Below are 22,590 nucleotides of genomic sequence, written 5' to 3' on the forward strand. Positions count from 1 at the left end.
CCGCCGCCCGCACGGGGATGACATAGTTTCGGCGCTGACGATCGACACCTGGAGCCGAAGCACATGGCCGCACCCGGCACCGACCTGACCGCTACGACCGGGCGCCGGGAGCGCACCGGCTGGTACTTCTACGACTGGGCCATGTCGGCCTTCTCCACGACCGTCCTGACCGTGTTCCTCGGCCCGTTCCTGACGACGGTCACCGAGATAGCCGCCGGCTGCCCGCTGGGCACCGACGACTGCACCGGCCGGGTCCACCCGTTCGGCATCGCCGTCGCCGCCGGCTCGTTCTACCCGTACGTGGTGTCGCTGTCGGTGCTGCTGACCGTGTTCGTCCTGCCGGTCATGGGAGCCGTCGCCGACCGGGCCGCGCGCAAGAAGCCGCTGCTGGCCGGGGCCGCGTTCCTGGGCGCCGCCGCCACCGTGGCCATGGTCTTCGTGACCGGCGACCGCTACTGGCTGGGCGGGCTGCTGTTCCTGGTCGCCAACATCGCGTTCGGCGCGGCCGTGGTCGTCTACAACTCGTTCCTGCCGCAACTGGCCGGCCCCGACGAACGCGACAAGGTCTCCAGCCGCGGCTGGGCGCTGGGCTACCTCGGCGGCGGTCTGCTGCTGGCGGCCAACCTGGTCGCGGTGATGCTGCTGTCGGTCGACGGCGACGACCAGCGCACCCTGGACATCGCCCGGTTCTGCATCGTCAGCGCCGGCCTGTGGTGGGCCGCGTTCACGCTGGTCCCGTTGCGCTGGCTCAAGGAACACCCGGCCGCCGGGGCGGCCACCACCCGCGGCAACGTGCTCACCGACGGGTTCAAACAGCTCGGGCACACGCTGCGCAGCCTCAAGGCGTACCCGTTGACGCTGTTCTTCCTGCTCGCCTATCTGATCTACAACGACGGCATCCAGACCGTCATCGCGCTGGCCGCCCAGTTCGGCAGCGAGGAACTCGACCTGGGCCAGTCCACCCTGATCGTGACCATCCTGATCGTGCAGTTCCTCGCGTTCGGCGGCGCCCTGGCCCTGGGCGCGCTGGCCGCCCGGATCGGCGCCCGCAAGACGGTGCTGCTCAGCCTGGCCCTGTGGCTGGTCGTCATCGTCGCCGCGTACTGGCTGCCGGCCGGGCAACCCCTGCCGTTCATGCTGCTCGGCGCGGGCATCGGCATCGTCCTGGGCGGCAGCCAGGCCCTCAGCCGCAGCCTGTTCTCCCAGCTCATCCCGCACGGCAAGGAGGGCGAGTACTACGGCTTCTACGAGATCAGCGACAAGGGCACCAGCTGGCTCGGCCCGCTGCTGTTCGGCCTGATCTTCCAGCTCACCGACAGCTACCGGCTCGGCATCATCTCGCTGGTCGTGTTCTTCGTGGTCGGCGGCGTCCTGCTGGCCTTCGTCCCGATCCGCCGCGCCATCACCGCCGTCGGCAACACACCCCCCAGACTGCTCTGATGGACATCACCATCGACGCCGCCTCGGCCACCCCGCCCTACGAGCAGGTGCGGCTGCGCATCGCCGCGCTGGCCGCCGAGGGCGCCCTGACCGCCGGGGACAAACTGCCTCCCGTACGCGCCCTGGCCGCGGACCTGGGCCTGGCGGCGAACACGGTGGCCCGCGCCTACCGCGAGCTCGAACTGGCCGGCCTCGTCGAGACCCGGGGCCGGCTCGGCACGGTCGTCACCGCCCGCGCGGCCGGCACCTCGGCCCAGGCCCAGAGAGCCGCCCAGGCGTACGCCGAGAAGGTCCAGGGCTTGGGGGTGCCGCCCGAAACAGCGCTGGCGCTGGTCCGGGCGGCCCTCGGCCTGCCGAACGCGGCACCCGGCTGACCACCGGCGCGAAGCCGCTCAGAGACCGTGCCGGGGCTCCAGCTCCTCGTACAGCTCACCCGGCTCGGCGTACCAGACCGGCGCGTCCGGGTCGGCGGTGGTCGCGATCCGCAGTTTCGTCAGGCCGCCGAGCTCGGGCAGCTCGTCCGGGGCGAACCAGCCGACCTCCAGCGACTCGTCACCGTCGGGCCGGGGCTCGCCGCCCACGGCCCGGCAGCGGAACCACACGGCCAGGTACGAGCACTTGTCCCCGTTGGGGTACTCGGTCTCGTGCACGGCCACCCCGGCCAGGTTCTGGATCTCGGCGACCACCCCGGTCTCCTCGGTGACCTCGCGCAGGATCGCCTCGGCGGGCTGCTCCCCCGGCTCGATCATCCCCGCCGGCAGCGACCACTGGCCGTTGTCGGAGCGCCGCAGCAGCAGGATCCGCCCCTGCTCGTCGCGGACCACCGCGCCGGCGCCGGGCAGCAGGAGCAGGTCGTGTCCGATGTGCTCACGCATCCGCGTGACGTATTCCGGGACTGGCATACGGCCGACGCTAATCGATCACGGCCAGCCCGGCCGTCACCCGCCGGTGGGTACGCAAATCCGGTGGACACCGATGCGAGGATCGGAGCATGACTGCGCGGACACCGGCCGGCTCCGACGGGTTCGCCGGCTACCTCGCATCGCTGGCCCGCTCCTGGGAAGCCCTGGCGGCGCCGCACGACGACGCCGCCGTCACCCGCGGCGACGGGTTCTTCGCGGCCCGGTTCGCCCGCCACCCGGTGCTCAACAACGCCGTGCTGCTCGACCCGGCCCGGGTCGGCGACGCCCGGGCGGTGTTCGAGGGCACCGGCTCCTACGCGATCTGGTCGGCCGACGAGCCGGCCGGGGCCGCGCTGGCCGCGGCCGGGCTGCGCCGGGACATGACGACCGTGCCGATGCGGGCCGACCTGGCCGCCCTCGACGAGGCCCCCGGCCCGGACGACGGCGTGCTCGTCGAGGTCGACCCGGGGGTGGTCGCCACGATCTGCGAGGTCGACGACGAGTTGCTGCGCGACGTGCCGGGCCTGCTGGCCTTCGCCACCGCCGGGCACGAGTCGTGCCTGGTGCTGCTCGACGCCGGCGACGACGTCAACGTGTCGTTCGTCGAGACCCGGCCCGCCGACCGCCGCCGCGGCCTGGCCCGCGCCGTCCTGCGGCGGGCGCTGTGGGAGGCCCGCCGGCGGGGTTACGCCTCGGCCAGCCTGCAGTCGACCGAGATGGCCGAGACGCTGTACGCCGGGGCCGGGTTCGTGCCGGTCGGCCGCTGGCAGGAATGGGTGCCCTGACCCGGCACCGGCTCACCGGCCGCCGGGCGGGGCCCCGCGCATGACCAGGATGTGCCACACGTACTTGAGCAGTTGCAACACCTCGGCCGGGGACCCGAACGACGCCCACGCCCGCGGCTCCCGCGTGGCCCGGCCGACCAGCGCCGCGTCCAGCACCTCCCGGCCGTACCGGTCGGCGACGGCCCGCGCCAGCGGCGGCACCTGCGGGCCCTTCAGATCGGCCGGGAAATCGTCCGCGGGCAGCACGAAACCGGGCGCCCACCGCACCGGCGGGCCCAGACCGCGCAGCTGCGCCTCCACCGGCGTACCGCGGAAACCGGGGTCGGCCACGACGGCCGTGACGTCCTCGGCCAGGGTGATGCCGCCGTGGACCTGGGCCTCGACGTAGTCGTCCATCGCCCGGCCCGCGTGCACCCGGTCCGCCCCCAGCTGCCGCACCCACTCGGCGGGCGAGGACGCGGCCAGGTTGAGCGCCCGCCCGGTGCCGGCGACCTCGTCGAGCAACGCCGCCCACACCGCACCGAACGTGGCCGCCGTCCCGAACACCGTCGGCTCCGTGAAACTGTCGCCATGACTGAACGTGGCCCGCTGCGACACGTGAGCGGCCAGGACCAGATGGCAGCTGCCGAACCGCGGCGACGCCCCGTCCGGATGACCGGCCAGATTCAGCGCGCCGTACACCGGCCGGCCCACCGGACCCGCATAGACGCCCGGGAACATGCGCTGCTCCCACCCGTCCCGGTCGCCGCCCGCGAACGCGGTCAGCCCGCCGTTGGAGATCCGCGTCTCGAACTGGCTGCGGTAGACACCCTCGGCGGCCAGATGCTCGGCCACCGTCAGACCGTCGGCCAGCAACCTGTCCGGATGGAAGTTCACCGTGATCGCCGCCGACGGCACCTCCGCGGGCGTCACCTGCGGAAACAACTCCCGCACGTGCCGCAACGCGCGCTCGCCGGCCGACGTCACTTCGGCTCGATCGTATTCGTGATCAGCAGCACCATCAGCAGGACACCCAGCGCCACCCGGTAGTAGATGAAAACGCTGTACGAGTGCCGCGACACGAACCTCAGCAACCAGTTCACCGAGAAGTACGCCACCACGAAACTCACCGCGGTCGCGATCAGCGTGTTCGCCCAGCCCACCCCGGCCGAGATGTTCCCGGCCTCCTCGACGCCCTGCAGCACCGACGCGCCCAGCAGCGCCGGGATCGACAGGAAGAACGACAACTTCGTCACCGTCACCCGGTCGAAGTCACGCAGCAGACCGGCCGACATGGTGGCGCCCGACCGCGACACCCCCGGGATCAGCGCCAGACACTGCACCAGGCCGATGATCAGCGAGTCCTTCCACGTCACATCCTCCTGATGGCGCACCTGGGTGGCCGCGCGATCGGCGAACGCCATCACCCCCGACCACAGGATCAGCGCGCCGGCCACGAACCACAGGCTCCGCAGCGTCGTCTCCACCTGATCCTTGAACAACAACGCCACGATCACGATCGGGATCGCGCCCAGCAGCACCGCCCACCCGAACCGGAAATCCGGGTTGTCCCGCTTGTCCTTGCTGAAAACCCCGGCCAGGAACGCCGGAACCACCCGGACGATGTCCTTGCGCAGGAAGATGATCGTCGCCAGCACCGCACCCGACTGGATGATCACCGTGAACGCGGTGATCGCCGGATCGTCGATCCGGTAACCCAGCAGCTTCTCGAGAATCGTCAGGTGGCCGGTGCTCGACACGGGCAGGAACTCGGTAAAGCCCTCAACGGCGCCCAGCAGCACCGCTTCGAAGATGTTCAACCCCGACCGCCTCTTTGATCCGCTTTTTACCGCCGCCGAGCATAGGGGTCCCCGTCATCCCCCGGCGCGGCGGGCACGCGCGGCAGCGATCATGTAGGCCGGATCACGATCCAGATTGTGCCGGTCCCGGTCGTACCGGCGGGTCGTCCGCGGATCGGCGTGACCCATCGCGTCCTGCACATCCTCCAACGGGACACCCTCGGCCCGGGCTGCCGTCGCGAACGCGTGCCGCAACGAGTGCGGCGACAACCGGTCGGCCTCCTGGATCCCCGCCTCACCGGCCAGCCGCCGGATCAACCGGAACACCGCGTGCCGATCCAGCCGCCCACCCGTCGACGTGACGAACAACGGCCCCTCCGCGTCACCACGCACCGCCAGATAGCCGTCCAGCGCCGCCGACGCCGCCGGAGTCAGAGCCCGGCGCCGCTGCTTGCCGCCCTTGCCGACGAACCGGACCGTCCGATGACCACGCTCCCAGCCCAGATCACCCAGATCCAGGCCGACCAGCTCACCGACCCGCAGACCCAGATCGGCCAGGATGGTCATCACCGCGAAATGGCGCACCCCCGCCGACGCCGCGGCCGCCAGCAGCGCGTCGACCTCCTCCGGAGCCAGGCCCAGGGTCGCCGAATGATCCCGCGACACATACGGGCGGTCCGCCCCGGCCACCGGGTTCGCGTCGATCGCCCGGATCTTCATCAAGAAGTCGTACCAACTCGACAAACCCGACAACTTGCGGGCCACCGTCGCCGGCGCCAGCTTCAACGACTCCAAACCCCGCGCGTACGCGTTCACATCCAGGAACGACACCCGCAGCGGATCAGCGCCCCGCTCCGCACACCACGCCAACCACGCCGACACATCCCGCCGGTACGCCGCCCGCGTGTGCTCCGACAACCGCCGGTTCGCCAGCCACGCCTCCGTGACCTGCTCCGCCGGCCCACCGACGGCCAGCTCCCCACCCTGTCTCGGCACCACGACCATCCGCCCATGGTGTCAGCTTTCGATCACCGCGCCGTCCGCGACATGCCAGCGCCGGCCGAACCCGAGCGCCTCCGCGAAATACCGGTCATGAGTCACCACCACCAGAGTCCCCCGATACCGGCGCAACGCCTCCTCGACCACCTCCAGCGCATCCAGATCCAGGAAGTTGGTCGGCTCGTCCAGCAACAACACCCGCGCCGGGCTGTTCACCAGCACCGCCAGCAGAAGCCGCCGCAACTCCCCCGCCGACAAAGAACTCAACCGCGCGTCCCACTGATCCGCGCCGAACTGATGACCCTCCAGCAGCCGCTCGGCATCATCGAGATACACCGGCACCCGCGACCGGAAGAACTCCATCACCGTCGACCCCGACCGCAACCCGTCCGTGGTCTGCGGCAACACCGCCGTCTCAGGCCCGGCCAGCGCGTTCAGCAACGTCGTCTTCCCCGCCCCGTTGCGCCCCGTGACCAAAATCCGGTCACCGCGCCGCACCTCGACCGCCACACCGTCGAGCAGCACCCGGTCGCCGGCCCGGACAGTCACATCCCGTACGGCCAGCACCACCTCACCCGCGGGCGCCCGATCAGCCGGAAACGCCAACGTCAGCGGCGGCCGCGTCCGGGGCCGCGCGATCCACCGCACCGACTCCATCTGCCGGCGCAACCGCCGCTCCCGCACCTTCGCCTTGCGCGCCACCAACCGGGCCACCCGCCGCAGATGCGGACCGGCCACCCCCAGCCCCGACGCGTTCTCCACCCCCCGCGAGAACTCCTTCGTCCGCTCGATATCCGCCTCCCACCGCCGGCGGTCCTTCTCCTGCGCCTCGAAATCCAGCAACAACCGCTCCCAGCGACGCTGCTTCTCCGCCCGGTACGCCGTGTAACCGCCACCCGGATAGTCCTGCACCTCGGTGTCGATCCCGTCGATCTCCAGGACCCGCGACACCACCGCGTCGAGAAACGCCCGGTCATGGCTGACCGTCAGAACCCCACCCGGGTACGCCTTCAACCAGCCCTGCAACCACGCCACACCCTCGGCGTCCAAATGGTTGGTCGGCTCGTCCAGCAACAACACCTCAGGCTCGTCCAGCAACGCCCGGGCCAACAGCAACCGCGCCTGCTCACCCCCACTGACCTGCCACAACGCCAGATCGTCGGGCAAGTGCGCGATGTCCAGCCGCTGCCGGATCTCGGTGATCCGCGCCTCCGCCGACCACCCCTCGAGAGCCGTCCACCGCTCCTGCACGGCCCCGTACTCGGCCAGCACATCGTCACCGACGGCCAGACGCCGCTCCAGCTCCCGCATCGACCGGGTCACCCCGGCCAGCTCCCCCAGCCCGCCGGTGAGGAAATCACCCACCGTCCCGTCCGGATCGGGCATCTGCTGCGGCACATGACCCACCCGGGCACCCGGCCCGTACGTGACACTGCCCGCCTGCGGCCGCAACTCCCCCGCCAGCACCCGCAGCAACGTCGACTTACCGGCCCCGTTCGGCCCCACCACCCCGACCCGGTCACCGTCCCCGATCACCAGATCGAGCCCGGCGAACAACGGCTCGCCGTCATACGAGCAACTCAGACCGACAACCTTCAACACAAGACCCTCCACGGGGGCGAGAACCGACAGGACAGCGCCTGCGAGCCGCGGCAGCGGCGAGGCGTTCACGAAAGTCGGGTCGCTCTCACATGGAAAAGGGCACTCCCTGCGCTGGACAACAGATCCGACGCCCACAATGCCCGCCCCCGACCACCTCCGCAACCGAAATCCCGCCGCGCCGCCGGCTGCCTTCGCCGTGTCGGTGGGCACGGTCGTCCCCAGGTCCCCGCCTTCGCAACACCGCGAGTCCACCCGGAGGCCCGCCCGCGCAGCCTGAAATCGAAAGGGGGGATGTCGTTGATTCCTTTTTGTTCTTCGGTTTTGGGTTTTGAGGTGCGCCGGTGTTCAGGCGCACGCCTGCTAAGCCGTCCTAGGATGGTGGTTGGTTACTGCGTTCTCGCTCACCTCGGAGTGGGCCCGGATCGATCGGGCCGGAGCGGTACGGAGAATTGACGACGTGCCGAGACCCCCCGCCAGCGCCGGTCCCGGCCGGACCCGCGACGACCTCTCGGTGCTCCGGCCCGACCTCCTCGCGCGGTACGACGCCGAGCTTGCGGGAGCACGGGCGTCGATCCTGGGCCGGCTGCTCGGCGCGGTCGACCGCGAGCCCCTGCCCGGCCTGACCGAGCGTCACGCCGGTGCGGCCACCTTCGCGATCGCCGGCGCCGGCCCCGTGACCGTGCGCTATCCGGTCGAGGCCGCGCAACCCTTCGCCATCGCCCGGGCCGGGCTCGCCGCCGAGGCCGGGGAGCGCCGGTCGATCGTGGACCCGGCCGAGCTCGTACGGCTGCTCTGGGGAGACGTCGCCCTGGCCGGGGAGGTCGACAACAGCGTCGCCAACCTGGCCCTGGCCCGCGCCGACCGGCCCGCCGACCAGCTGCCCGAGGCGGGTGACCCCGACGCGCTCGGGCGCATCGAGCAACTCGTCACCGACGGCCACCCGCTGCACCCATGCTGCCGCACCCGCGGCGGCATGACCGTCGCCGACGTCCTCGCGTACGCCCCCGAACACTCCCCCGTCCTGCGGCTGCGACGGCTGCGCGTGCCGCCGGACCGCTGGTACGGCACCGCCCCGCCGACCCTGTACGCCCACCCGTGGCAGGCCGACCGGCTCGCCGGGCGTTACCCGTGGCTCACCGCCGACGGCGAGTCCGATCCGGTACGCCCGTTGATGTCACTTCGTACCGTCGCGCCCGTGAACGGTGGCCCGCACCTCAAGACCGCGGTCGACGTACGGATGACCAGCGCCGTCCGGACCGTGTCCCCGGCCGCCGTGCACAACGGCCCGGTGCTGTCCCGCCTGCTGCGCCGCCTCCTGGCCGACCAGCCGATCGACCTGCTGGCCGAGATCGCCGCCGGGGCGGTCGTCGTCGACGGCGTCCCGCAACGCCACCTGGCCCACGTCGTCCGCGAGGCCCCACAGCTGGGAGCGGGTGAGCTGGCCGTCCCGCTGGCCGCCTTCGGCGCGTCCCCGGCCCTGCAGGCGAGGGTCCAGGACCCGTACGCGTGGCTGGCCCGGCTGTCCGAGGTGTTCTTCGCCCCGATCACCCGGGTCCTCGCCCGCGGCGTCGCGCTCGAGGCCCACGGCCAGAACACGCTGGTCGTACTCCGGGACGACCGCCCGGCCCGGATGCTCTACCGCGACCTCGGCGGGGTGCGGGTCAGCCCGGCCCGGCTGCGCGCCGCCGGCCTCGAACCCCCCGCCCTGCACGGCGACCTGCCCAGCGACGACCCGGCCGAGCTGCGGGCCAAGCTGTCGGCCGCCGCGTTCGGCACCGTCGCGGCCGAACTGATCGCCACGTTCGCCCGTACCCGCAACGCCGACCCCGACCGCATGTGGGGCATCGTCGCCCGGGCGGTCCGGGCCACCGGCACCGAGGACGCCCCGCACCTGCTCCGCGACCCCCTCCCGGTCAAGGCCACCACCGCGATGCGGCTGGCCGCCGACCCGCTCGACGACCGATGGGCCCTGCTCCCCAACCCGATGGCGGCACACGCATGAACAAGACGCTGCGACCCGAACGCATCGCGCACACCGAGGCCGCCCTGGCCGTCCACGCCCCCGGCCTGGTGCCCGGCTTCCTCGCGGCGCTGCCCGAGGCGGCCGACACCGTCGGGCGGCGGCTGCGCGGAGCGCTCGTCCGGGAAGGGTTGCGCGACATGGGCCCGGGCCCGGCACACGGCTTCGGGCGCGTCGAATACGCCTCGGCCGGCGTCGGCGACCCGGTCGAGCTGCTCGGCGACATCGACGCCCCCGGCTTCGCGGCCGAACTGCGCAACGCGGTGATGAACCTGGCCATCGCGATGGCCCGCCCCCGCCCCGCGGTCGCCGACGACCCGGACGAGCAGGCGATCGGCCTGGAACGGCTGGCGGTGGCCGGGCACAACCTGCACCCCTGCGGGCGCACCCGGCTGGGCTGGGACACCGGCGACGTGCTGGCCCACGACCTGGAGACCGACCGGACCCGGGTCGGCTTCGTGGCCGTACGCTCCGCCCTGCTGATCGGCGACGACGTGTTCCCCGAGGTGGCCAAGCCGGCCGGGTACGCGGTCCAGCCCGTGCACGCCTGGCAGCGCGACAACGTGCTCCCCGACCGCTACGGCGACCTGCTCCGCGACGGCACGATCAGGATCCTCGACGAGGAACGCGACGCCATCCCGACCGCGGCCCTGCGCACCCTGCTGCTGCCCGGCACCGGGCAGTACCTGAAGGTCTCGCTCGACATCCAGGTCACCTCGACCCGGCGCAGCATCAGCATCGCCAGCACCCGCAACGGCCCGGCCGTCTCCACGCTGCTGCACCGGCTCACCGCCGGCGAGGACAACCTGATCCTGATGGCCGAGACCGCGGGCGCCGCCGTGCCCGTCGGCTCCGGCCGCGACCTCTCCGCGATCCGCCGTGACGGCCTCACCGGGCGCCTGCGTCCCGGCGAGCGGGCCGTTCCCGGCGGCGCGCTGCCCCTGCTCCTCGACGAGCTGGTCACCGGCGACCCGGGGGACTGGCTCCGGTCGTACGCGGAACTGGTCGTGCCCCCGCTGCTGCGGCTCACCGCCCAGGGCGTCGCGCTCGAGGCGCACCTGCAGAACTGCCTGCCCACCTTCGTCGGCGGCCGCCCGCACCGGCTGGCCCTGCGCGACTTCGCCGGCCTGCGCCTGCACCGGCCGCGCCTGGCCGCCGCCGGCCACGAGATCGACCTGTGGCCCGGCTCGGTGGTCGGCACCGACGACCTCGACGTGTTCCGCGCCAAGATCGGCTACACCCTGTTCCAGGCCCACCTCGGCGAGATCGTCCTGCGCCTGAACCTCGACGAGGACCGCGCCTGGCGCATCATCCGGGCGGTCGTCGACGAACACGCCACCCCCGACGACCACGCCGCCTTCACCGCGCCCACCGTGCCGCACAAGGCGCTCGTGCGCATGCGGCTCGCCGGCGACGGCGACATCTACGTCCCGGTGCGGAACCCGCTGCATGCGCCCACCTGAACACGTCGTCCGGGCCCTGCTCGACCTGCCCGGCCCGGCCTGCGCCTACGTCTACGACACGGCCACCCTGCGCGCCCGGGTGGCGGCGGTCCGGCAGAGCCTGCCGGTGCCGGCTTCCCTGCTGTACGCGGTGAAGGCCAACGGCCACCCGGCGGTGCTCGACACCCTGGCCCGCGAGTGCGACGGCCTGGAAGTGGCCTCCGGAGGAGAACTGGCCCTGGCGTTACGGGCCGGGGCACGGCGCATCGTCTTCGGCGGCCCGGCCAAGACCGACGCCGAGCTGACCGCCGCCCTCGACGCCGGCGCGCAGATCAACGCCGAAAGCGTCCACGAACTGCACCGCATCGCCGCCCTGCGCCCCGGCGCCGAGGTGGTGCTGCGGGTCAACCGGGCCGGCGCCGCCCTGACCGGCAGCCACAGCATGACCGGCACCCCCACCCCGTTCGGCGTCGACGAGACCCAGCTGCCGGCGGCCCTGGCCGTCCCCGGCGTCCGGATCATCGGCTTCCACCTGCACGCCGTCTCCAACAACCTGGACGGCCACGCGCACGCCGCCTTCGTCCGCGACGCGCTCAGCTGGTCCCAGGCCACCGGCATCCACCCGCGCGTGGTCAACGTGGGCGGCGGCTTCGGCGTCGACTACCTCTCCGACACCGCCATGGACCTCGACCCGCTCCGGTCCATCACCGTCCCGCGAGGCATCGACCTGATCTTCGAACCCGGCCGCTACCTGGCCGCCGACGCCGGCTGGTACGCCGCCTCGGTGATCGACGTCAAGACCACCCACGGCCGTACGTTCGCGGTCCTGCGCGGCGGCACCCACCATTTCCGGCTGCCCGCCGCGTGGGGCTACGACCACCCGTTCACCGTGCTCCCGGTCGACGACTGGCCCCACCCGTACCCCCGCCCGTCGGCCACCGACACCGACATCGACGCCGTCGGCGAACTCTGCACCCCGCGAGACGTCCTGTGCCGGGGCCGGCACGTCACCCAGATCCGCGCGGGCGACCTGCTCGTCTTCGGCCGCACCGGCGCCTACGGCTGGGACATCTCCCACCACGACTTCCTGCGCCACGACCCGCCGGTGTTCCGCATCCTGTAGGGCCTCTGAACGCGTGGCGCTTAGGGTGTGCCTCATGACTTTCCTCTGCTGCTGCGCCGCTGCCGGGCGAACCCGCCGCTCCTGAGCGGCGAGCAACCTCCGCATTGCTCCGCCGCTTCCAACGTCTCCGGCCCCTACGTGTCACGTATCGGCCTTCGTCGTTCTGAAACGGAGCACCCGCATGCCCGAACAGTCCCGCATCGTCGAGCCGTCGCAGCAGATCCGGCCGCTGACACCGGCCGACCTGGAAGCTGTCGTCGACCTGTCTCTCCTGGCCTGGGAGCCGGTCTTCGTCTCGTTCGAGAGAATTCTCGGATCCGCGATCTTCAACCGGTTGTACCGCCCGGACTGGCGGGCAGCGCAAGCCACCGCCGTCCGGAAGACCTGCCTCGCCCCCGACGCCGAATCTTTCGTCCTGGCCACCGGCGACAGCACCCCGGTGGGCTTCGTCGTTCTCCAGCAGGACCGGGACGAGTCCCTGGGAGTGATCGAGATGATCGCCGTGCACCCGGAGCACCAGCGTCGTGGCCACGGCCGAGCCCTGATGGAGTTCGCCATCCACCGGCTCCGCGATCAGGGGCTCAAGCTCCTCAATGTCGGAACAGGTGGCGATCCCGGGCATGCGCCCGCGCGCGCCCTCTATGAAGCAGTCGGGTTCACCGGACTGCCGCTCGTGAACTACTACCTGGCGACCGAGTAGCGCAGAACAAACCGCGGCTGGGCCTGGCCCGTGCGTTCTCGCGCGGGCAGGCTCAGTCGCGGTCCCGCCCGGCCATGCTGCGGCTCCCTCAGGCCGGCCCCCACCTCGCCGGGCAGCGGACACCCGGCCGTGCTCGTCCCCCGTAGCCTCCAGCTGGGGAAGTTCGACGTCGGCGGCCTCCAGGGAGCGGTGAGATATGCGTCAGCGGTGGTTGCGCGTCTTCGGCCTCGGTGCTGCTGCGAGTCTCTTGGGAGGGGCGGCCGGCTGTTCCGCCGACGAGCGTGAAGCCGTTGCCTCGGCCAAGTGCTCCGTGCCGGTGGCCGAGGAGGCCGGTTTCGACGACTGGTTCGACAAGCGAGACACGACGGTGACGGGTCTCGGTGAGGGCCGGTACCGCGTCACCGGAGTCATGCTGAGCCGGCCCGAGGTTGCCCGAAGCGTTGATTTCGTGTGTGAGGTCGCCCCGGACCCGAGCGACCAGCTCCGGGGCTTCAAGGTGACCCTCCTGGAAGTGACACCAATCAACTGACGCCCGAGAGCCCAAGTCGAAACAGGGCTTCTTGACGGGGAGTGGCCCATGGCTGGACCGTCGATCTGACGACCGGCAACGAACGACGTGGGGAGGCATGGTGATTCAGCGCTCGCGGCAACAACGAGGCCGGTGCCCCGTCTGCCGGCGTGTCGTGGCCCTTACCGCCGACGGGAAGGCCACGCGGCACAACAGCACCATCCGGGCCTACGTACCGCCTGAGGAATGCCCAGGCGGCGGACAGCGAACGGAAGCCGCGGGTCCATGAGTGACGACGGCAGCTGCGGGCCATGTGCTGGTTCCGCGGCATCGGGACCTCTCCGGCCTGAGAGCCGGGCCGCTCAACGCCGGCTGCTCACAGGTGTTCGCGGTCCGTCGGCCGCGTATCGACGAGGCTCAGGAGCTCGGCGGCGAACTCGGCCGGGCGTTCGACATGTGGTGAGTGGCCGCAGTTGTCGTAGACGATCTCACGGTAGCTGCCACCGCTCGCCGCGTATCGCTGCAGCACCGCGCGAGTCTGGCCGACCATCGGTTGCGGCGGGCAGGCGTCGGCGCCGGGCCAGTCCGGCACTGCGCCGATCGAGCCCAGGTACGCGCGGTCGAACAGCGACGTATCCGAGACGATCACGTCCCGCTCGCCGCGTACCCAGACGATCGGCGGCTTCTGGGCGGCGTCGACCAAGGCGTCGGCGACGTTGAAGTGGTTGGGCGCCATGGCGTTGAGGACACCACGGTCGCCCGGCCCGAAGAACGGCCAGCTGTCAGCCGGCTTGCTGTCGCCCGGGTAGTTGTCCTCGCCGATCGCGGTGCTGAGCATCGTCGTGAGCAGAAGCTGCTCGTCGTCGCCGAGCGATGCCGGGTCAGCCACGTACAGGGAGCGCAGCACCGACAGCGGGCTGGTCCGCGCCTCGTCGCTGCGGTCGGCCGCCTCGATGCGCGCCACGAAGTCGGGGTTGGCGCCGCCGCCCCCGGTGCCGGCGAAGTCCGCGGTCGTCGGCGTGCCGTCGAGGTCGCGGGTGCCCCCGAACCCGTACGGGCTCAGCGGCGCCTCCAGCAGGACAGAGGCGAACCGGCCCGGGTGGTCGACGAGCATCTGCATGACCACGCCGCAACCCATCGAATGCCCGGCCGCCACCACCGGGCCACCGCGCGGGAACAGGACGCGGTCGTCGAGCAGCGCGGCGACGTCGTCGGCGAAGTCCCGCAGGCCCCGGGTGGCGTCCACCGGCGCCGCCTCGCTGCGGCCGTACCCGCGCAGGTGCGGGGCGACGACCCGGAGGCCGTCCGGGAGCCGGCGGATGAGGGGCAACCAGAATTCCGCGGAGGAGCAGTTGCCGTGCACCAGCAGAACCGGCAAGCCGTCGTCCGGCCCGCCGGCAAGCACGTCATAGGTGACGCCGCGGGCCGGGCGAAGCCACTCGATGTTCTCCATCGGCCGATCCTGGCACAGGGGCTCAAGCAACCCGTACGGCTCGGAGCAGCCGATGGCGTCCTCGGCGCACCACGGATGCCCGGGACCGTCACTCAGGCCGAACGTCCTCGTCGATCTTCAAGCGCACGAGATAGCCGGCGAATTCGAGTTCACCACGGTCGGGTGTCCACCCGTCCGCGAACCGGATCGCGTCGAGCGTGCCGGAGCCGGGAACGGGACCGAGCACAGTCTCCGCTCCACCGGGCGGCGGAGCATACCGGCAACGCACGGCATGGATGGAAGTAACAATCCCCACCGTCGATGTGCCGCCGTCGCCTATGCCTCCATGATGTTCCTCCGCCTTGTCGACGCCACCGGCCGACTCGCTGCCCAGCACGCTCTCCAGCCATTCGGTGTCCGGGTCTCGCAGCGTCCAGGACACCTCGTCACCTACCGCGAACGGCTCCCCGCAGCACTGCATCTGCCAGTTGTCCATCCAGACTCTGATCTCCACCGCCACATACCTTTCTGTTGCCGACAAGGCGCGCACTGTCTCCAGTACCCGTCACCGTGCCGGCGCTGCATCAGTCGATGACACGTCGGCCGGTCCCGGCCACAGGCTCTCCCCTGATACCAGCCTCACAGCACCAGCAGAGTCTCCGCCCAGCGGCGGAAACCGGACTCCGGGGCGCGCTCGCAGTAGCGCCGGAACTGGTCCTGCACCTGCGCCCGGCGCAGCCCCCCGACCACGACCGGCGGCCGGTACCAGGGCAGATCCGGGCTCCCCGGCCAGCCCGCCGCCACTGCGGCACCGCCGTCGGCCGGTGACTCCAAGCCGTAGTACACCTCGTCGACCCGCAAGGCCATGGCCGCGCCCAGGCACATCAGGCAGGGCTCCAGGTTGACCGCGAGCCGCACCGGATGCGGCCGGGCCCGCCACCCGAGCTGCTCGTCGGCCGCGGTCATCGCCAGCAGATCGGCGTGCACCAGCCGGCGCCCCAGCGAGACGTCCCGGGTGAACGCCCGGGCGATGATCTCGCCGCCCGTCTCCACCACCGCCCCGATCGGCAGCTCTCCGCTGGCCATCCCGTCCTCGGCGACATCGACAGCGGCCCCGACCAACTCGTCCGGCGTCATGGGCGCAGGCTACCGACGGTGCCGGCGATTCGGCGCCCGGTTTCTCGCCGGCGGTGAACCGGGCTCACCGAGCCCCGGCATCTGCCGTTATATCTTCGCACCCGATACATTGAGGGCGTGGAGACACCGTTACGCGAACCCACGTTCCTGATCCTCACCGCTCTGGCCGCCGAGCCGCTGCATGGTTACGGATTGATCCATGAGGTGGCCCGGCTCTCCGACGACCGCGTGTCCCTGCGCCCTGGCACGCTCTACGGCGCCCTCGACCGGCTGCTCGACGCGGGTCTGGTCACCGTCGAGCGGGAGGAAGTGGTGGACAGCCGGTTGCGCCGCTATTACCGGCTCACCGAGCACGGTGGTGAGCTGCTCGCCGACGAGACCGAGCGGATGCGCCGCAACGTCGAGGCCGCGACCGCCCGGTTGACCGCCCGCACCCGTCCGCGCCTGCCCCGGCTGAGTGGAGAAACCGCATGAGCGACCTGGAAAGCCGCTACCTGCGGTTGGTCCGGCTCTTCTATCCGGCCGGCTACCGCGACGAGCGCGGCACCGAGATCGTGGATACGTACCTCGCCCTGTCCTCACCCGGCCGGCAGTGGCCTTCGGTCGCCGACGTGAGCGACCTGGCCGGCGGCGGGCTGCGTCGGCGCCTGCGCGTGGTCGGCGCCACCGGCATCGGGCCGGGCCTGCGCCTGGCCGCGATACTGGCGTTGACGACCGCCACCGGACTCGCCGGCGCCTGGATCACGCTGGAGCTCAATCCGTGGACGACGTCGTGGTTCCGCTCCGAGCAGGACGGACTGTCCCTCACTCCCGGCCTCGGCATGTGGTCGGCCTGGCTGCTCACAGCCGTGGCGTACGCGGTCGCCCCCGGCCGGTGGACGCGCCTGGCGATCGGTCTCGCCCTCGCCCTCACCATTGCTGTCGTACCGCTTGCCGCCGTCGTCAACCAGTTCCGGCCTCCGCTGTACATGCTCGTCGCCCAGGCCGGCCTCGGAGTCGTGGCGCTCGCCGTTCCCCGCCGCGGGCCTGGGTGGCTGCGACTCGCGCCCCTGGGCGGCGGCGCCGCGGCGCTACCCATCGCGGCGACCTACGCCTACAACAGTCGCGACGTTGACTACGGGTACTTCGGCTGGCCCGCCGGTCAGGTCCTTCCCGCCGCCGGGATCGCGCTTCTGGTGGTGACGTTGCTCGTCGGCGTGAGGCCGGCGGCCCGCCGTGACCTCCGTGGCGCTTGGGCTCTGCTGGTGCTGCTCGGCCCGATCGGCATGCTGTGGCTGCATCCGCTGGCCGAAGAGCTCGCCGTCAGCCTGTACGGCGGCGGACCGAACGTGGACCGGACCACACTCACGACAGCGGCGGCCGTCGTGTCAGCGACTGCGGTGGCGATCGTCGTACCGGTTGTGCTGCTGGCCCGCCGAAGGGCCCTTCTGCACGCACACGCCTCCGCCGGAGGTCGCCCGGCCCGCGACGGCCTCAGCGCGGGGCGATAGCGGCCGGCGCTGAGGCCGTCGCCTCCCCGCCGGTGGGACAGTCCTTCGGCCTACGGCACGTCCGACACAGCGGCGGCCAGGCGCGTGCAGTGCGGCACGTGGCGGATTCGCGAGCACCACTGTGACAGCGCAACGAACGATGGGCCAGCGGATGGGCGACACCGGCTCCGCGACGGGCGTCATGGCGGGAACGGCACGGTGCCGCGCAGACGCGCACGGCCGAACTGGCGGCTCATCGGATTGTTGACGTCGCTTCCGACCCTCGCTACCTGCTCTGTGTTTTGTACCGAGGGCGGGAGCGGCCCGTAGGGTCGCTCTTCCGGTGTGCTGCTGATCTCGACCCTTAGGGCATCCTAGGATGCTGGTTGCCATCGCCGCTCGATGTCCGAGGGGGGCGGCACCGGCTGCCTGGCCGGCGGGGCGTCTGGAAGGCAGGCTTCCCTTGTCGTTCGACCCGCCGGCACCATCGGTCGAACGCTGCTCGCTGTGGCAGTCTGCTCCCGCCGGTCCGATCAGGCCCTCGACTGACGATCTTGTGAAAACTAGCGGTACGGCTGCTCAGAGGGCATGTGGCTGAGTTTCGGACGTCCCTGCTTCGTGGGAGTCGGTCGTGTCTGATGGGTGGCTGTCCGCTGCTGGGTCACCGTGGATGATGCGGTGGATGGTGGAGCGGCCGACGCTGTATTCCTCGGCGAGGTCGGCCCGGGATAGGTCGCCTTCGGCGTAGCGGGAGCGGATGGAGCGTTGGGCGGACTCGGGCAGCTTGGGTTGCTTGCCGCGGAGTTGCCTTTGCGTTTGGCGACGGCCATGCCTTCGCGGGTGCGTAGCCGGATCAGGTTGGCCTCGAACTCGGCGACCTGAACTGTTCGCCCAGCACAGGGCTCGGCCACTCTTGAGGATCAACGGCACGGTGTCGCCCGGCCGGTCCGTCCCCGGAGCGGAGCTCTCAGCCCGACCACAGACGTCGCGTGTTTCGATGCCGGGGCCTGCAACGGGGGGATCGACCATGGCAGTCAGTATCGGAACCACACCACCGCGGTGGGCGAGGGTGCAACGTGTCGCCGGCTACGGGGCGGCGTTGGCGATGCTGCCGTACTTCGTCGTCAAAACCGTCTGGACACTCGACGGCCTGCGCGGCGGAGGACTGCACGACGGGGCCTGGAGCAGGCTCGACTGGTCGCTGATCAACGGTCTGACCGTCGGTATGGCGGGAGCCGCCATCCTGCTGGGCCTGGCCCTGGGTCAGGGGTGGGGGATGCGGATCCCCGGATGGACGGTGTTGGGACCGGCCTGGATCGGCGGGGGTTTCCTGGTACCGATGATCCTGGTCATCCCGGCGTTACTGGCGGTCGCCCCCGAAGGGGAGGCAGCGCCGGTGACACCGGCGGTGCCGTCCTGGGAGCTGATCATGCTGTCGCTGTCGTTCGCCGGCTTCGGCCTCGCGGTGGCGATCGCTTTCCCGCTCTACGTACGCCACCGCTGGCCCGACGCCTTCACCGGCCGGGCGCCGACGGCCGGCGCGACCCGGGCCGTACAGGGCACCGTGGCGACGGTCGCCGCAGCCGTCGCCGTCGGCATCGGCCTGCCGCAGATGTACTGGTCGCTCGGCGGCACCGCCGGCCTCAACCAGGCGACCCTCGACAACCGTGACGGACAGTGGCACCTGCTCACCGGCAACAGTGGCCTGTGGGCCCTGATCGCCGCCTGGAGCGTGTGGACGGTGACGCGCCGCACCGCGGCGGGGTCACCGATTCCCCTGCTGCTGAGCTGGATCGCGTCCGGCTTCCTGTTCGCGTGGGGCTCATGGAAGGCGGTCTTCGCATTCGCCGTCGTACCCGATTTCCCGCCGCCGGAGCCTCTCTGGGCACTGGCGGGAATCAACCACTTCGGCGCTCTCGCCGGCTTGGCGATCCTTCTCCTGGCACTGATGAGCACAGCCCGGGCCTCCGAGACGGCACAGAAGGTCACAGCACGAGGCGACGTGTCCGGTCATCACCGCCTGAGCCTCGAAGGTCGACGGCCCACGCGAAGTCCCGATTTGTGAGACGCCCGCGCGTCACGCTGCCGACAACTGTTCCCGCCCATTCCGGTTCGAAAGGACACCATGGCTCGCCCCGCTGCACGCATCGAACTGAACACCGCCACCGACGAGGCAATCGACGGCCGGCACCTGCGCGCCATCGCCTTCAACAGCGTCCGGATGCAGTATGTCCAGGAACTTATCGCCCGCCTCGGCGTCGCGCCGACCGGCAGATCGGCGCTGGTGATCGGCAGTGTCCGCGGTGACCTGGCCCGCGACCTGGCCACCCTGGGCCTGCGGGTGACCGCGGCAGACCCGTCCCCGGTCGCCACCGGCCGCGCCCGTAACCGTGACCGGTATCCCGGCCGCGAAGTGCGCTACGAGACCGCCGACGCGGACGACCTGAACCGTCTGGGCGGTCCGTTCGACCTGGTCTACTGCGCCGACACCCTGGAGATCACCGACGACCTCGACCGGGTCATCGGTGCGGCGGCCTCCGTCCTGGCTCCCGGCGGCGTCCTGTTCTACGACACCGTCACGCGCACCCCGCTGGGCCGGATCGTCTACCTCGGCCTGTTCCAGAAACTGCCGTCCACCCGCATCATGCCGCCCGGCCGCTACGCGGCCGCACGCCTGCGCCGGCCCGAAGAGGTGATAGAAGCCCTGCGTGCGCACGGCCTGACCAGTGAAGACGTCCGAGGCTTCAAGCCCAACAACCCAGTCGACCTGATCAAGGCGGTGCTCGCCCGGCGTAGCGGGCGGATTTCCGACGATGGTGTGGCGCCCCTGGTGAACTTCGTGTTGGAGAAGCCCGGCGCCCGCCCGGTGGTGACCTACCTGGGCTGTGCCCGCCGGGCCTGATCCTCAACGGCCTGCGCCCGGGGCGCGGTGCTCGCTTCGAGGCCGTCGAACAGCAGACGTAGGCTGATCCGCCAGCCGCTATGCGTTGTCTCCGGGGTCGTCGGGGGCGAGCCGACCGCAGGGGCGTGACCACCCCGGTCGTCGGCGAACCTGGCGGTGGCGTTCAGGAGCCCAAAGCGGGTTCGATATGTGCGGCGGCCGGGCTGGACTTTCCCAAGGCCATCCCCCCAGTGAGCCTCGTGAGGACGCCTCGCACTCACATCAAGATCACCGGTACCGTGATTCTCGCGAGCAATAGTCCTCAAGTCCCGACCCGGGTCATTCCGCGGCCGCAGCATCAGGATCCCGCAGGGGCCGACGCGCGTCGCCCAGATCGGGAGCGGCGAACGCGCGATCCCGCAGGCAGCGCAGCACGCCGAGCAGCGCTATCACCTGGTCCTCGTCAAGTGGCCGGGGTACTCGCTGGACGGTCTTGACGCGCACCGCCCGGCGCACCGGCCGTTGCCGACTGGCCCTGCCCATGAACGGCTGGTGCCGTTCGGATACTCGTGCCAGCGCCGGGTCGGGGCGCTTCTCGATCGGGTTCGCCGTGTCCAGACGGCCGGCGAGGATCAGGTACTCGTAGAACGACGATACGGCCGCGAGGATCCGGTTGACGGTCGTCGCGGCCAGCTTCGTCGCCGGCGTCCCGGCATCGGTCGTCCCCGCCACCACCTCGATCGGCTCGCCCGTCTCATCGAGCAGCTCAACCCGGTGCATGCCGTTCTCACGACGGTGCTTCCCGACCCGCACGACCACCTCCGCGACCGCCCCGCTGGACGATGCAAGCAAACGCCCGCATCCAGCAACGGGGCACGAGGTGTCCAGGTAACCGCATGCGAACCGGTATCCGAAATGAGCACCTGAGGCTGGCGTCCGCCGTCCCGGCGGTACAGCAGGTCGACCGCGTTCAGCGAGTCGCCGGTCAGCTCAGCGGCCGGAACGGGGCCAGGGTCGCGCGGATGTGGTCGGCGGCGCCCCAGTCGTCGTCGAACTGGGCCAGGACGGCGAGGTGCTGGCGCAGCTGCAGGATCGGCATCCGCGCCGGCCAGCCGGCGTCGAGGGAGGTCAGCTCGGCGTAGCGGGTGAAGAACCGTTGCGCCTCGGGCGGGGGCACGGTGGTCCACACGTGGGCGAGGTCGACTTCGGCCCACGTGTACGACACCGCGGGGTCGATCAGCGCCGGCCGGTCGTCCGGGGTGGCCAGCAGGTTCTGGGTCCACAGATCGCCGTGGGTCAGGGCGGCCGGGCGATGGGGCAGCAGCTCGGGCAGGCGTTGGCACAGGCGCTCCAGCGCAGCACGGTCGGCCGCGTCGAGGGCCGCGTCCACGCGGGGCTCGCCGAGCCACCGCAGCAGCCGGTGCTCGGCGAAGAAGGCGAAACCGTCCTCGCTCCAGGTGTTGATCTGGCGGCGACGGCCCAGCCAGTTGTCGCGGTGCCACCCGAAGCGTGGGTGGGTCGTGCTCAGATGCAGGCGGGCCAGCGTGTGCGCGAACTGCTCCCAGAAGGTCTCGCTGGACGGCCTCGGCTTCAGGACCGACAACACGAGCAGTTCCCGGTCCGCATGGATCACGTCGGGGGTCGGCACGCCGCCGAGTTCCCGCAGAGCCGTCAGCCCTTCGGCCTCGGCGGCGAAGACGTCGTCGTCCGGAGTGTCGGCGAAGGCCTTGACGAACACCGGCGGCGCACCCCGGCGGGTTGCTATGCCGGCGAGGGCCGCCAGCCCGCCTGTCACCGGCTCGACCGTCACCACATCGCGGATTCCGGCTCGCCGCAGGCCGTCGAGGAGGAACGCCGCCGGGTGCATCACGAAATGTTCTCCTGCCGCGGTGGCTGATCGCCGACACCGGCTCTCAGGTCTCGAGACGGTAGACCTTCGAGTCCCGGCGGTGGAAGCCGAGCCGCTCGTAGAGCCGATTCGCGGCCTCCCGTGCCGGGCGTGAGGTCAGGTCGACCGTACGGGCTCCGTCGGCGCGGGCGAGGTCGATGGCGGCTTGCGTCAGGGCCGCGCCGACGCCGTGGCCGCGCGCCGCCTCGTCGACCACGACGTCCTCGATCCAGGCCCGCAGGCCCGACGGGATGGGAAACGTGACCAGGGTCAGCGTGCCGACGATGATGCCGTCGAGCCGGGCGACGAGCAGGCGGTTCCCCTGCCAGTCGACCAGCGTACGCAACGCCGCCGCGTCGAGGGGGCGGGCCGAGCGCGACAGTTGGGGCAGCAGCCGGGCGAAGGCTTCGACCACGTCCTCGGTGATGTCCTGGACGACCGCGATCTCGACGCTCATGGCTGTCGACCCTAGCCGGACCCGTCC

At 71.4% G+C, this 22,590-nt stretch carries 24 protein-coding genes; 12 read left to right on the top strand and 12 right to left on the bottom strand.

Annotated features, from left to right (window positions below):
• The first annotated feature begins 63 nt into the window (after nt 1-63).
• Nucleotides 64-1,440, top strand: coding sequence for an MFS transporter (locus HJC40_RS24120; RefSeq protein ID WP_250003689.1), 1,377 nt, complete (start codon nt 64-66; stop codon nt 1,438-1,440).
• The gene (locus tag HJC40_RS24125; protein ID WP_250003691.1) at nt 1,440-1,814 is read left to right on the top strand and encodes a GntR family transcriptional regulator; all 375 of its coding nucleotides are present in this window, start codon (nt 1,440-1,442) and stop codon (nt 1,812-1,814) included. The genes HJC40_RS24120 and HJC40_RS24125 overlap by 1 nt, the downstream gene beginning before the upstream one ends.
• A gap of 18 nt (nt 1,815-1,832) precedes the next feature.
• Here the strand turns inward: HJC40_RS24125 and HJC40_RS24130 are convergent, their stop codons facing one another.
• A complete protein-coding gene (locus HJC40_RS24130; protein ID WP_250003694.1) occupies nt 1,833-2,342 on the bottom strand; it encodes an NUDIX domain-containing protein in 510 nt (169 codons plus the stop codon).
• 89 nt (nt 2,343-2,431) lie between these two features.
• On the opposite strand from HJC40_RS24130, the gene HJC40_RS24135 reads away from it, so the two are divergent.
• Nucleotides 2,432-3,127, top strand: coding sequence for a GNAT family N-acetyltransferase (locus HJC40_RS24135; protein WP_250003696.1), 696 nt, complete (start codon nt 2,432-2,434; stop codon nt 3,125-3,127).
• Nucleotides 3,128-3,139: 12 nt separating this feature from the next.
• On the opposite strand, the gene HJC40_RS24140 is transcribed toward HJC40_RS24135, so the two are convergent.
• From HJC40_RS24140 to HJC40_RS24155, 4 genes are read right to left on the bottom strand one after another with little or no spacing between them, the layout of a single operon-like run.
• Nucleotides 3,140-4,093, bottom strand: a complete 954-nt coding sequence (locus HJC40_RS24140; RefSeq protein ID WP_250003698.1) for a DUF3626 domain-containing protein — start codon at nt 4,091-4,093, stop codon at nt 3,140-3,142.
• Entirely contained in the window at nt 4,090-4,926 is an 837-nt protein-coding gene (locus HJC40_RS24145) for an undecaprenyl-diphosphate phosphatase (RefSeq protein ID WP_250003699.1), read from the bottom strand. The genes HJC40_RS24140 and HJC40_RS24145 overlap by 4 nt, the downstream gene beginning before the upstream one ends.
• Before the next feature lie 54 nt (nt 4,927-4,980).
• Nucleotides 4,981-5,910: a tyrosine-type recombinase/integrase gene (locus HJC40_RS24150; RefSeq protein WP_250003701.1), complete on the bottom strand. Its 930-nt coding sequence runs from the start codon at nt 5,908-5,910 to the stop codon at nt 4,981-4,983.
• Nucleotides 5,911-5,922: 12 nt separating this feature from the next.
• Nucleotides 5,923-7,716 carry an ABC-F family ATP-binding cassette domain-containing protein gene (locus HJC40_RS24155; protein ID WP_250003703.1) on the bottom strand — a complete coding sequence of 598 codons (1,794 nt, stop codon included), beginning with the start codon at nt 7,714-7,716 and terminating at the stop codon, nt 5,923-5,925.
• Between the two features lie 247 nt (nt 7,717-7,963).
• Between HJC40_RS24155 and HJC40_RS24160 the strand changes: the two genes are divergently transcribed.
• The 5 genes from HJC40_RS24160 (at nt 7,964) to HJC40_RS24180 (ending at nt 13,320) form a co-directional block, all read left to right on the top strand.
• Nucleotides 7,964-9,508 (top strand): IucA/IucC family protein, encoded by a 1,545-nt coding sequence (locus HJC40_RS24160; protein WP_250003705.1) that lies wholly within the window; start codon nt 7,964-7,966, stop codon nt 9,506-9,508.
• Nucleotides 9,505-10,989 carry an IucA/IucC family siderophore biosynthesis protein gene (locus tag HJC40_RS24165; RefSeq protein ID WP_250003707.1) on the top strand — a complete coding sequence of 495 codons (1,485 nt, stop codon included), beginning with the start codon at nt 9,505-9,507 and terminating at the stop codon, nt 10,987-10,989. The genes HJC40_RS24160 and HJC40_RS24165 overlap by 4 nt, the downstream gene beginning before the upstream one ends.
• A complete protein-coding gene (locus HJC40_RS24170; protein ID WP_250003709.1) occupies nt 10,976-12,091 on the top strand; it encodes an alanine racemase in 1,116 nt (371 codons plus the stop codon). The genes HJC40_RS24165 and HJC40_RS24170 overlap by 14 nt, the downstream gene beginning before the upstream one ends.
• Before the next feature lie 181 nt (nt 12,092-12,272).
• Nucleotides 12,273-12,791 carry a GNAT family N-acetyltransferase gene (locus tag HJC40_RS24175; RefSeq protein WP_250003711.1) on the top strand — a complete coding sequence of 173 codons (519 nt, stop codon included), beginning with the start codon at nt 12,273-12,275 and terminating at the stop codon, nt 12,789-12,791.
• 196 nt (nt 12,792-12,987) lie between these two features.
• Nucleotides 12,988-13,320 carry a hypothetical protein gene (locus HJC40_RS24180; RefSeq protein ID WP_250003713.1) on the top strand — a complete coding sequence of 111 codons (333 nt, stop codon included), beginning with the start codon at nt 12,988-12,990 and terminating at the stop codon, nt 13,318-13,320.
• 355 nt (nt 13,321-13,675) lie between these two features.
• On the opposite strand, the gene HJC40_RS24185 is transcribed toward HJC40_RS24180, so the two are convergent.
• The 3 genes from HJC40_RS24185 to HJC40_RS24195 form a co-directional block, all read right to left on the bottom strand.
• Nucleotides 13,676-14,752 (bottom strand): alpha/beta fold hydrolase, encoded by a 1,077-nt coding sequence (locus HJC40_RS24185; RefSeq protein WP_250003716.1) that lies wholly within the window; start codon nt 14,750-14,752, stop codon nt 13,676-13,678.
• 88 nt (nt 14,753-14,840) lie between these two features.
• The gene (locus tag HJC40_RS24190; RefSeq protein ID WP_250003718.1) at nt 14,841-15,245 is read right to left on the bottom strand and encodes a DUF6578 domain-containing protein; all 405 of its coding nucleotides are present in this window, start codon (nt 15,243-15,245) and stop codon (nt 14,841-14,843) included.
• 125 nt (nt 15,246-15,370) lie between these two features.
• Complete coding sequence (locus tag HJC40_RS24195; RefSeq protein ID WP_250003720.1) at nt 15,371-15,868, bottom strand: nucleoside deaminase; 498 nt, start codon at nt 15,866-15,868, stop codon at nt 15,371-15,373.
• Between the two features lie 117 nt (nt 15,869-15,985).
• On the opposite strand from HJC40_RS24195, the gene HJC40_RS24200 reads away from it, so the two are divergent.
• Together HJC40_RS24200 and HJC40_RS24205 are read left to right on the top strand one after the other, a co-directional pair.
• Nucleotides 15,986-16,342: a helix-turn-helix transcriptional regulator gene (locus HJC40_RS24200; RefSeq protein WP_250003723.1), complete on the top strand. Its 357-nt coding sequence runs from the start codon at nt 15,986-15,988 to the stop codon at nt 16,340-16,342.
• Nucleotides 16,339-17,358 carry a hypothetical protein gene (locus tag HJC40_RS24205; protein ID WP_250003725.1) on the top strand — a complete coding sequence of 340 codons (1,020 nt, stop codon included), beginning with the start codon at nt 16,339-16,341 and terminating at the stop codon, nt 17,356-17,358. Before HJC40_RS24200 ends, HJC40_RS24205 begins: the two co-directional genes overlap by 4 nt.
• Nucleotides 17,359-17,916: 558 nt before the next feature.
• On the opposite strand, the gene HJC40_RS46640 is transcribed toward HJC40_RS24205, so the two are convergent.
• A complete protein-coding gene (locus HJC40_RS46640; protein WP_374272580.1) occupies nt 17,917-18,366 on the bottom strand; it encodes a helix-turn-helix domain-containing protein in 450 nt (149 codons plus the stop codon).
• 40 nt (nt 18,367-18,406) lie between these two features.
• Here HJC40_RS46640 and HJC40_RS24210 point away from each other — a divergent pair, with 40 nt between their 5' ends.
• Both HJC40_RS24210 and HJC40_RS24215 read left to right on the top strand, forming a co-directional pair.
• The gene (locus HJC40_RS24210; RefSeq protein WP_250003727.1) at nt 18,407-19,402 is read left to right on the top strand and encodes a hypothetical protein; all 996 of its coding nucleotides are present in this window, start codon (nt 18,407-18,409) and stop codon (nt 19,400-19,402) included.
• Nucleotides 19,403-19,462: 60 nt separating this feature from the next.
• Nucleotides 19,463-20,239 carry a bifunctional 2-polyprenyl-6-hydroxyphenol methylase/3-demethylubiquinol 3-O-methyltransferase UbiG gene (locus HJC40_RS24215; RefSeq protein ID WP_250003729.1) on the top strand — a complete coding sequence of 259 codons (777 nt, stop codon included), beginning with the start codon at nt 19,463-19,465 and terminating at the stop codon, nt 20,237-20,239.
• A gap of 318 nt (nt 20,240-20,557) precedes the next feature.
• Here the strand turns inward: HJC40_RS24215 and HJC40_RS24220 are convergent, their stop codons facing one another.
• The 3 genes from HJC40_RS24220 to HJC40_RS24230 all read right to left on the bottom strand — a co-directional run bounded on the left by HJC40_RS24220 (nt 20,558) and on the right by HJC40_RS24230 (nt 22,563).
• A complete protein-coding gene (locus HJC40_RS24220; protein WP_250003732.1) occupies nt 20,558-21,031 on the bottom strand; it encodes a hypothetical protein in 474 nt (157 codons plus the stop codon).
• Nucleotides 21,032-21,203: 172 nt separating this feature from the next.
• Entirely contained in the window at nt 21,204-22,085 is an 882-nt protein-coding gene (locus HJC40_RS24225; RefSeq protein ID WP_250003889.1) for a fructosamine kinase family protein, read from the bottom strand.
• 46 nt (nt 22,086-22,131) lie between these two features.
• A complete protein-coding gene (locus HJC40_RS24230) occupies nt 22,132-22,563 on the bottom strand; it encodes a GNAT family N-acetyltransferase (protein ID WP_250003734.1) in 432 nt (143 codons plus the stop codon).
• Between the last annotated feature and the right edge of the window lie 27 nt (nt 22,564-22,590).

The sequence above is a fragment of the Actinoplanes sp. M2I2 genome (genome assembly GCF_023544445.1).
Lineage (GTDB): Bacteria > Actinomycetota > Actinomycetes > Mycobacteriales > Micromonosporaceae > Actinoplanes.

Bases quoted from the DNA above. Each gene is read 5' to 3' on its own strand.
- HJC40_RS24230 (WP_250003734.1), bottom strand. From the start codon at position 22,563: ATGAGCGTCGAGATCGCGGTCGTCCAGGACATCACCGAGGACGTGGTC.
- HJC40_RS24185 (WP_250003716.1), bottom strand. From the start codon at position 14,752: ATGGAGAACATCGAGTGGCTTCGCCCGGCCCGCGGCGTCACCTATGAC.
- HJC40_RS24175 (WP_250003711.1), top strand. From the start codon at position 12,273: ATGCCCGAACAGTCCCGCATCGTCGAGCCGTCGCAGCAGATCCGGCCG.
- HJC40_RS24170 (WP_250003709.1), top strand. From the start codon at position 10,976: ATGCGCCCACCTGAACACGTCGTCCGGGCCCTGCTCGACCTGCCCGGC.
- HJC40_RS24130 (WP_250003694.1), bottom strand. From the start codon at position 2,342: ATGCCAGTCCCGGAATACGTCACGCGGATGCGTGAGCACATCGGACAC.
- HJC40_RS24150 (WP_250003701.1), bottom strand. From the start codon at position 5,910: ATGGTCGTGGTGCCGAGACAGGGTGGGGAGCTGGCCGTCGGTGGGCCG.
- HJC40_RS24225 (WP_250003889.1), bottom strand. From the start codon at position 22,085: ATGCACCCGGCGGCGTTCCTCCTCGACGGCCTGCGGCGAGCCGGAATC.
- HJC40_RS24215 (WP_250003729.1), top strand. From the start codon at position 19,463: ATGGCTCGCCCCGCTGCACGCATCGAACTGAACACCGCCACCGACGAG.
- HJC40_RS24180 (WP_250003713.1), top strand. From the start codon at position 12,988: ATGCGTCAGCGGTGGTTGCGCGTCTTCGGCCTCGGTGCTGCTGCGAGT.
- HJC40_RS24125 (WP_250003691.1), top strand. From the start codon at position 1,440: ATGGACATCACCATCGACGCCGCCTCGGCCACCCCGCCCTACGAGCAG.
- HJC40_RS46640 (WP_374272580.1), bottom strand. From the start codon at position 18,366: ATGGTCGATCCCCCCGTTGCAGGCCCCGGCATCGAAACACGCGACGTC.
- HJC40_RS24195 (WP_250003720.1), bottom strand. From the start codon at position 15,868: ATGACGCCGGACGAGTTGGTCGGGGCCGCTGTCGATGTCGCCGAGGAC.
- HJC40_RS24165 (WP_250003707.1), top strand. From the start codon at position 9,505: ATGAACAAGACGCTGCGACCCGAACGCATCGCGCACACCGAGGCCGCC.
- HJC40_RS24205 (WP_250003725.1), top strand. From the start codon at position 16,339: ATGAGCGACCTGGAAAGCCGCTACCTGCGGTTGGTCCGGCTCTTCTAT.
- HJC40_RS24135 (WP_250003696.1), top strand. From the start codon at position 2,432: ATGACTGCGCGGACACCGGCCGGCTCCGACGGGTTCGCCGGCTACCTC.
- HJC40_RS24120 (WP_250003689.1), top strand. From the start codon at position 64: ATGGCCGCACCCGGCACCGACCTGACCGCTACGACCGGGCGCCGGGAG.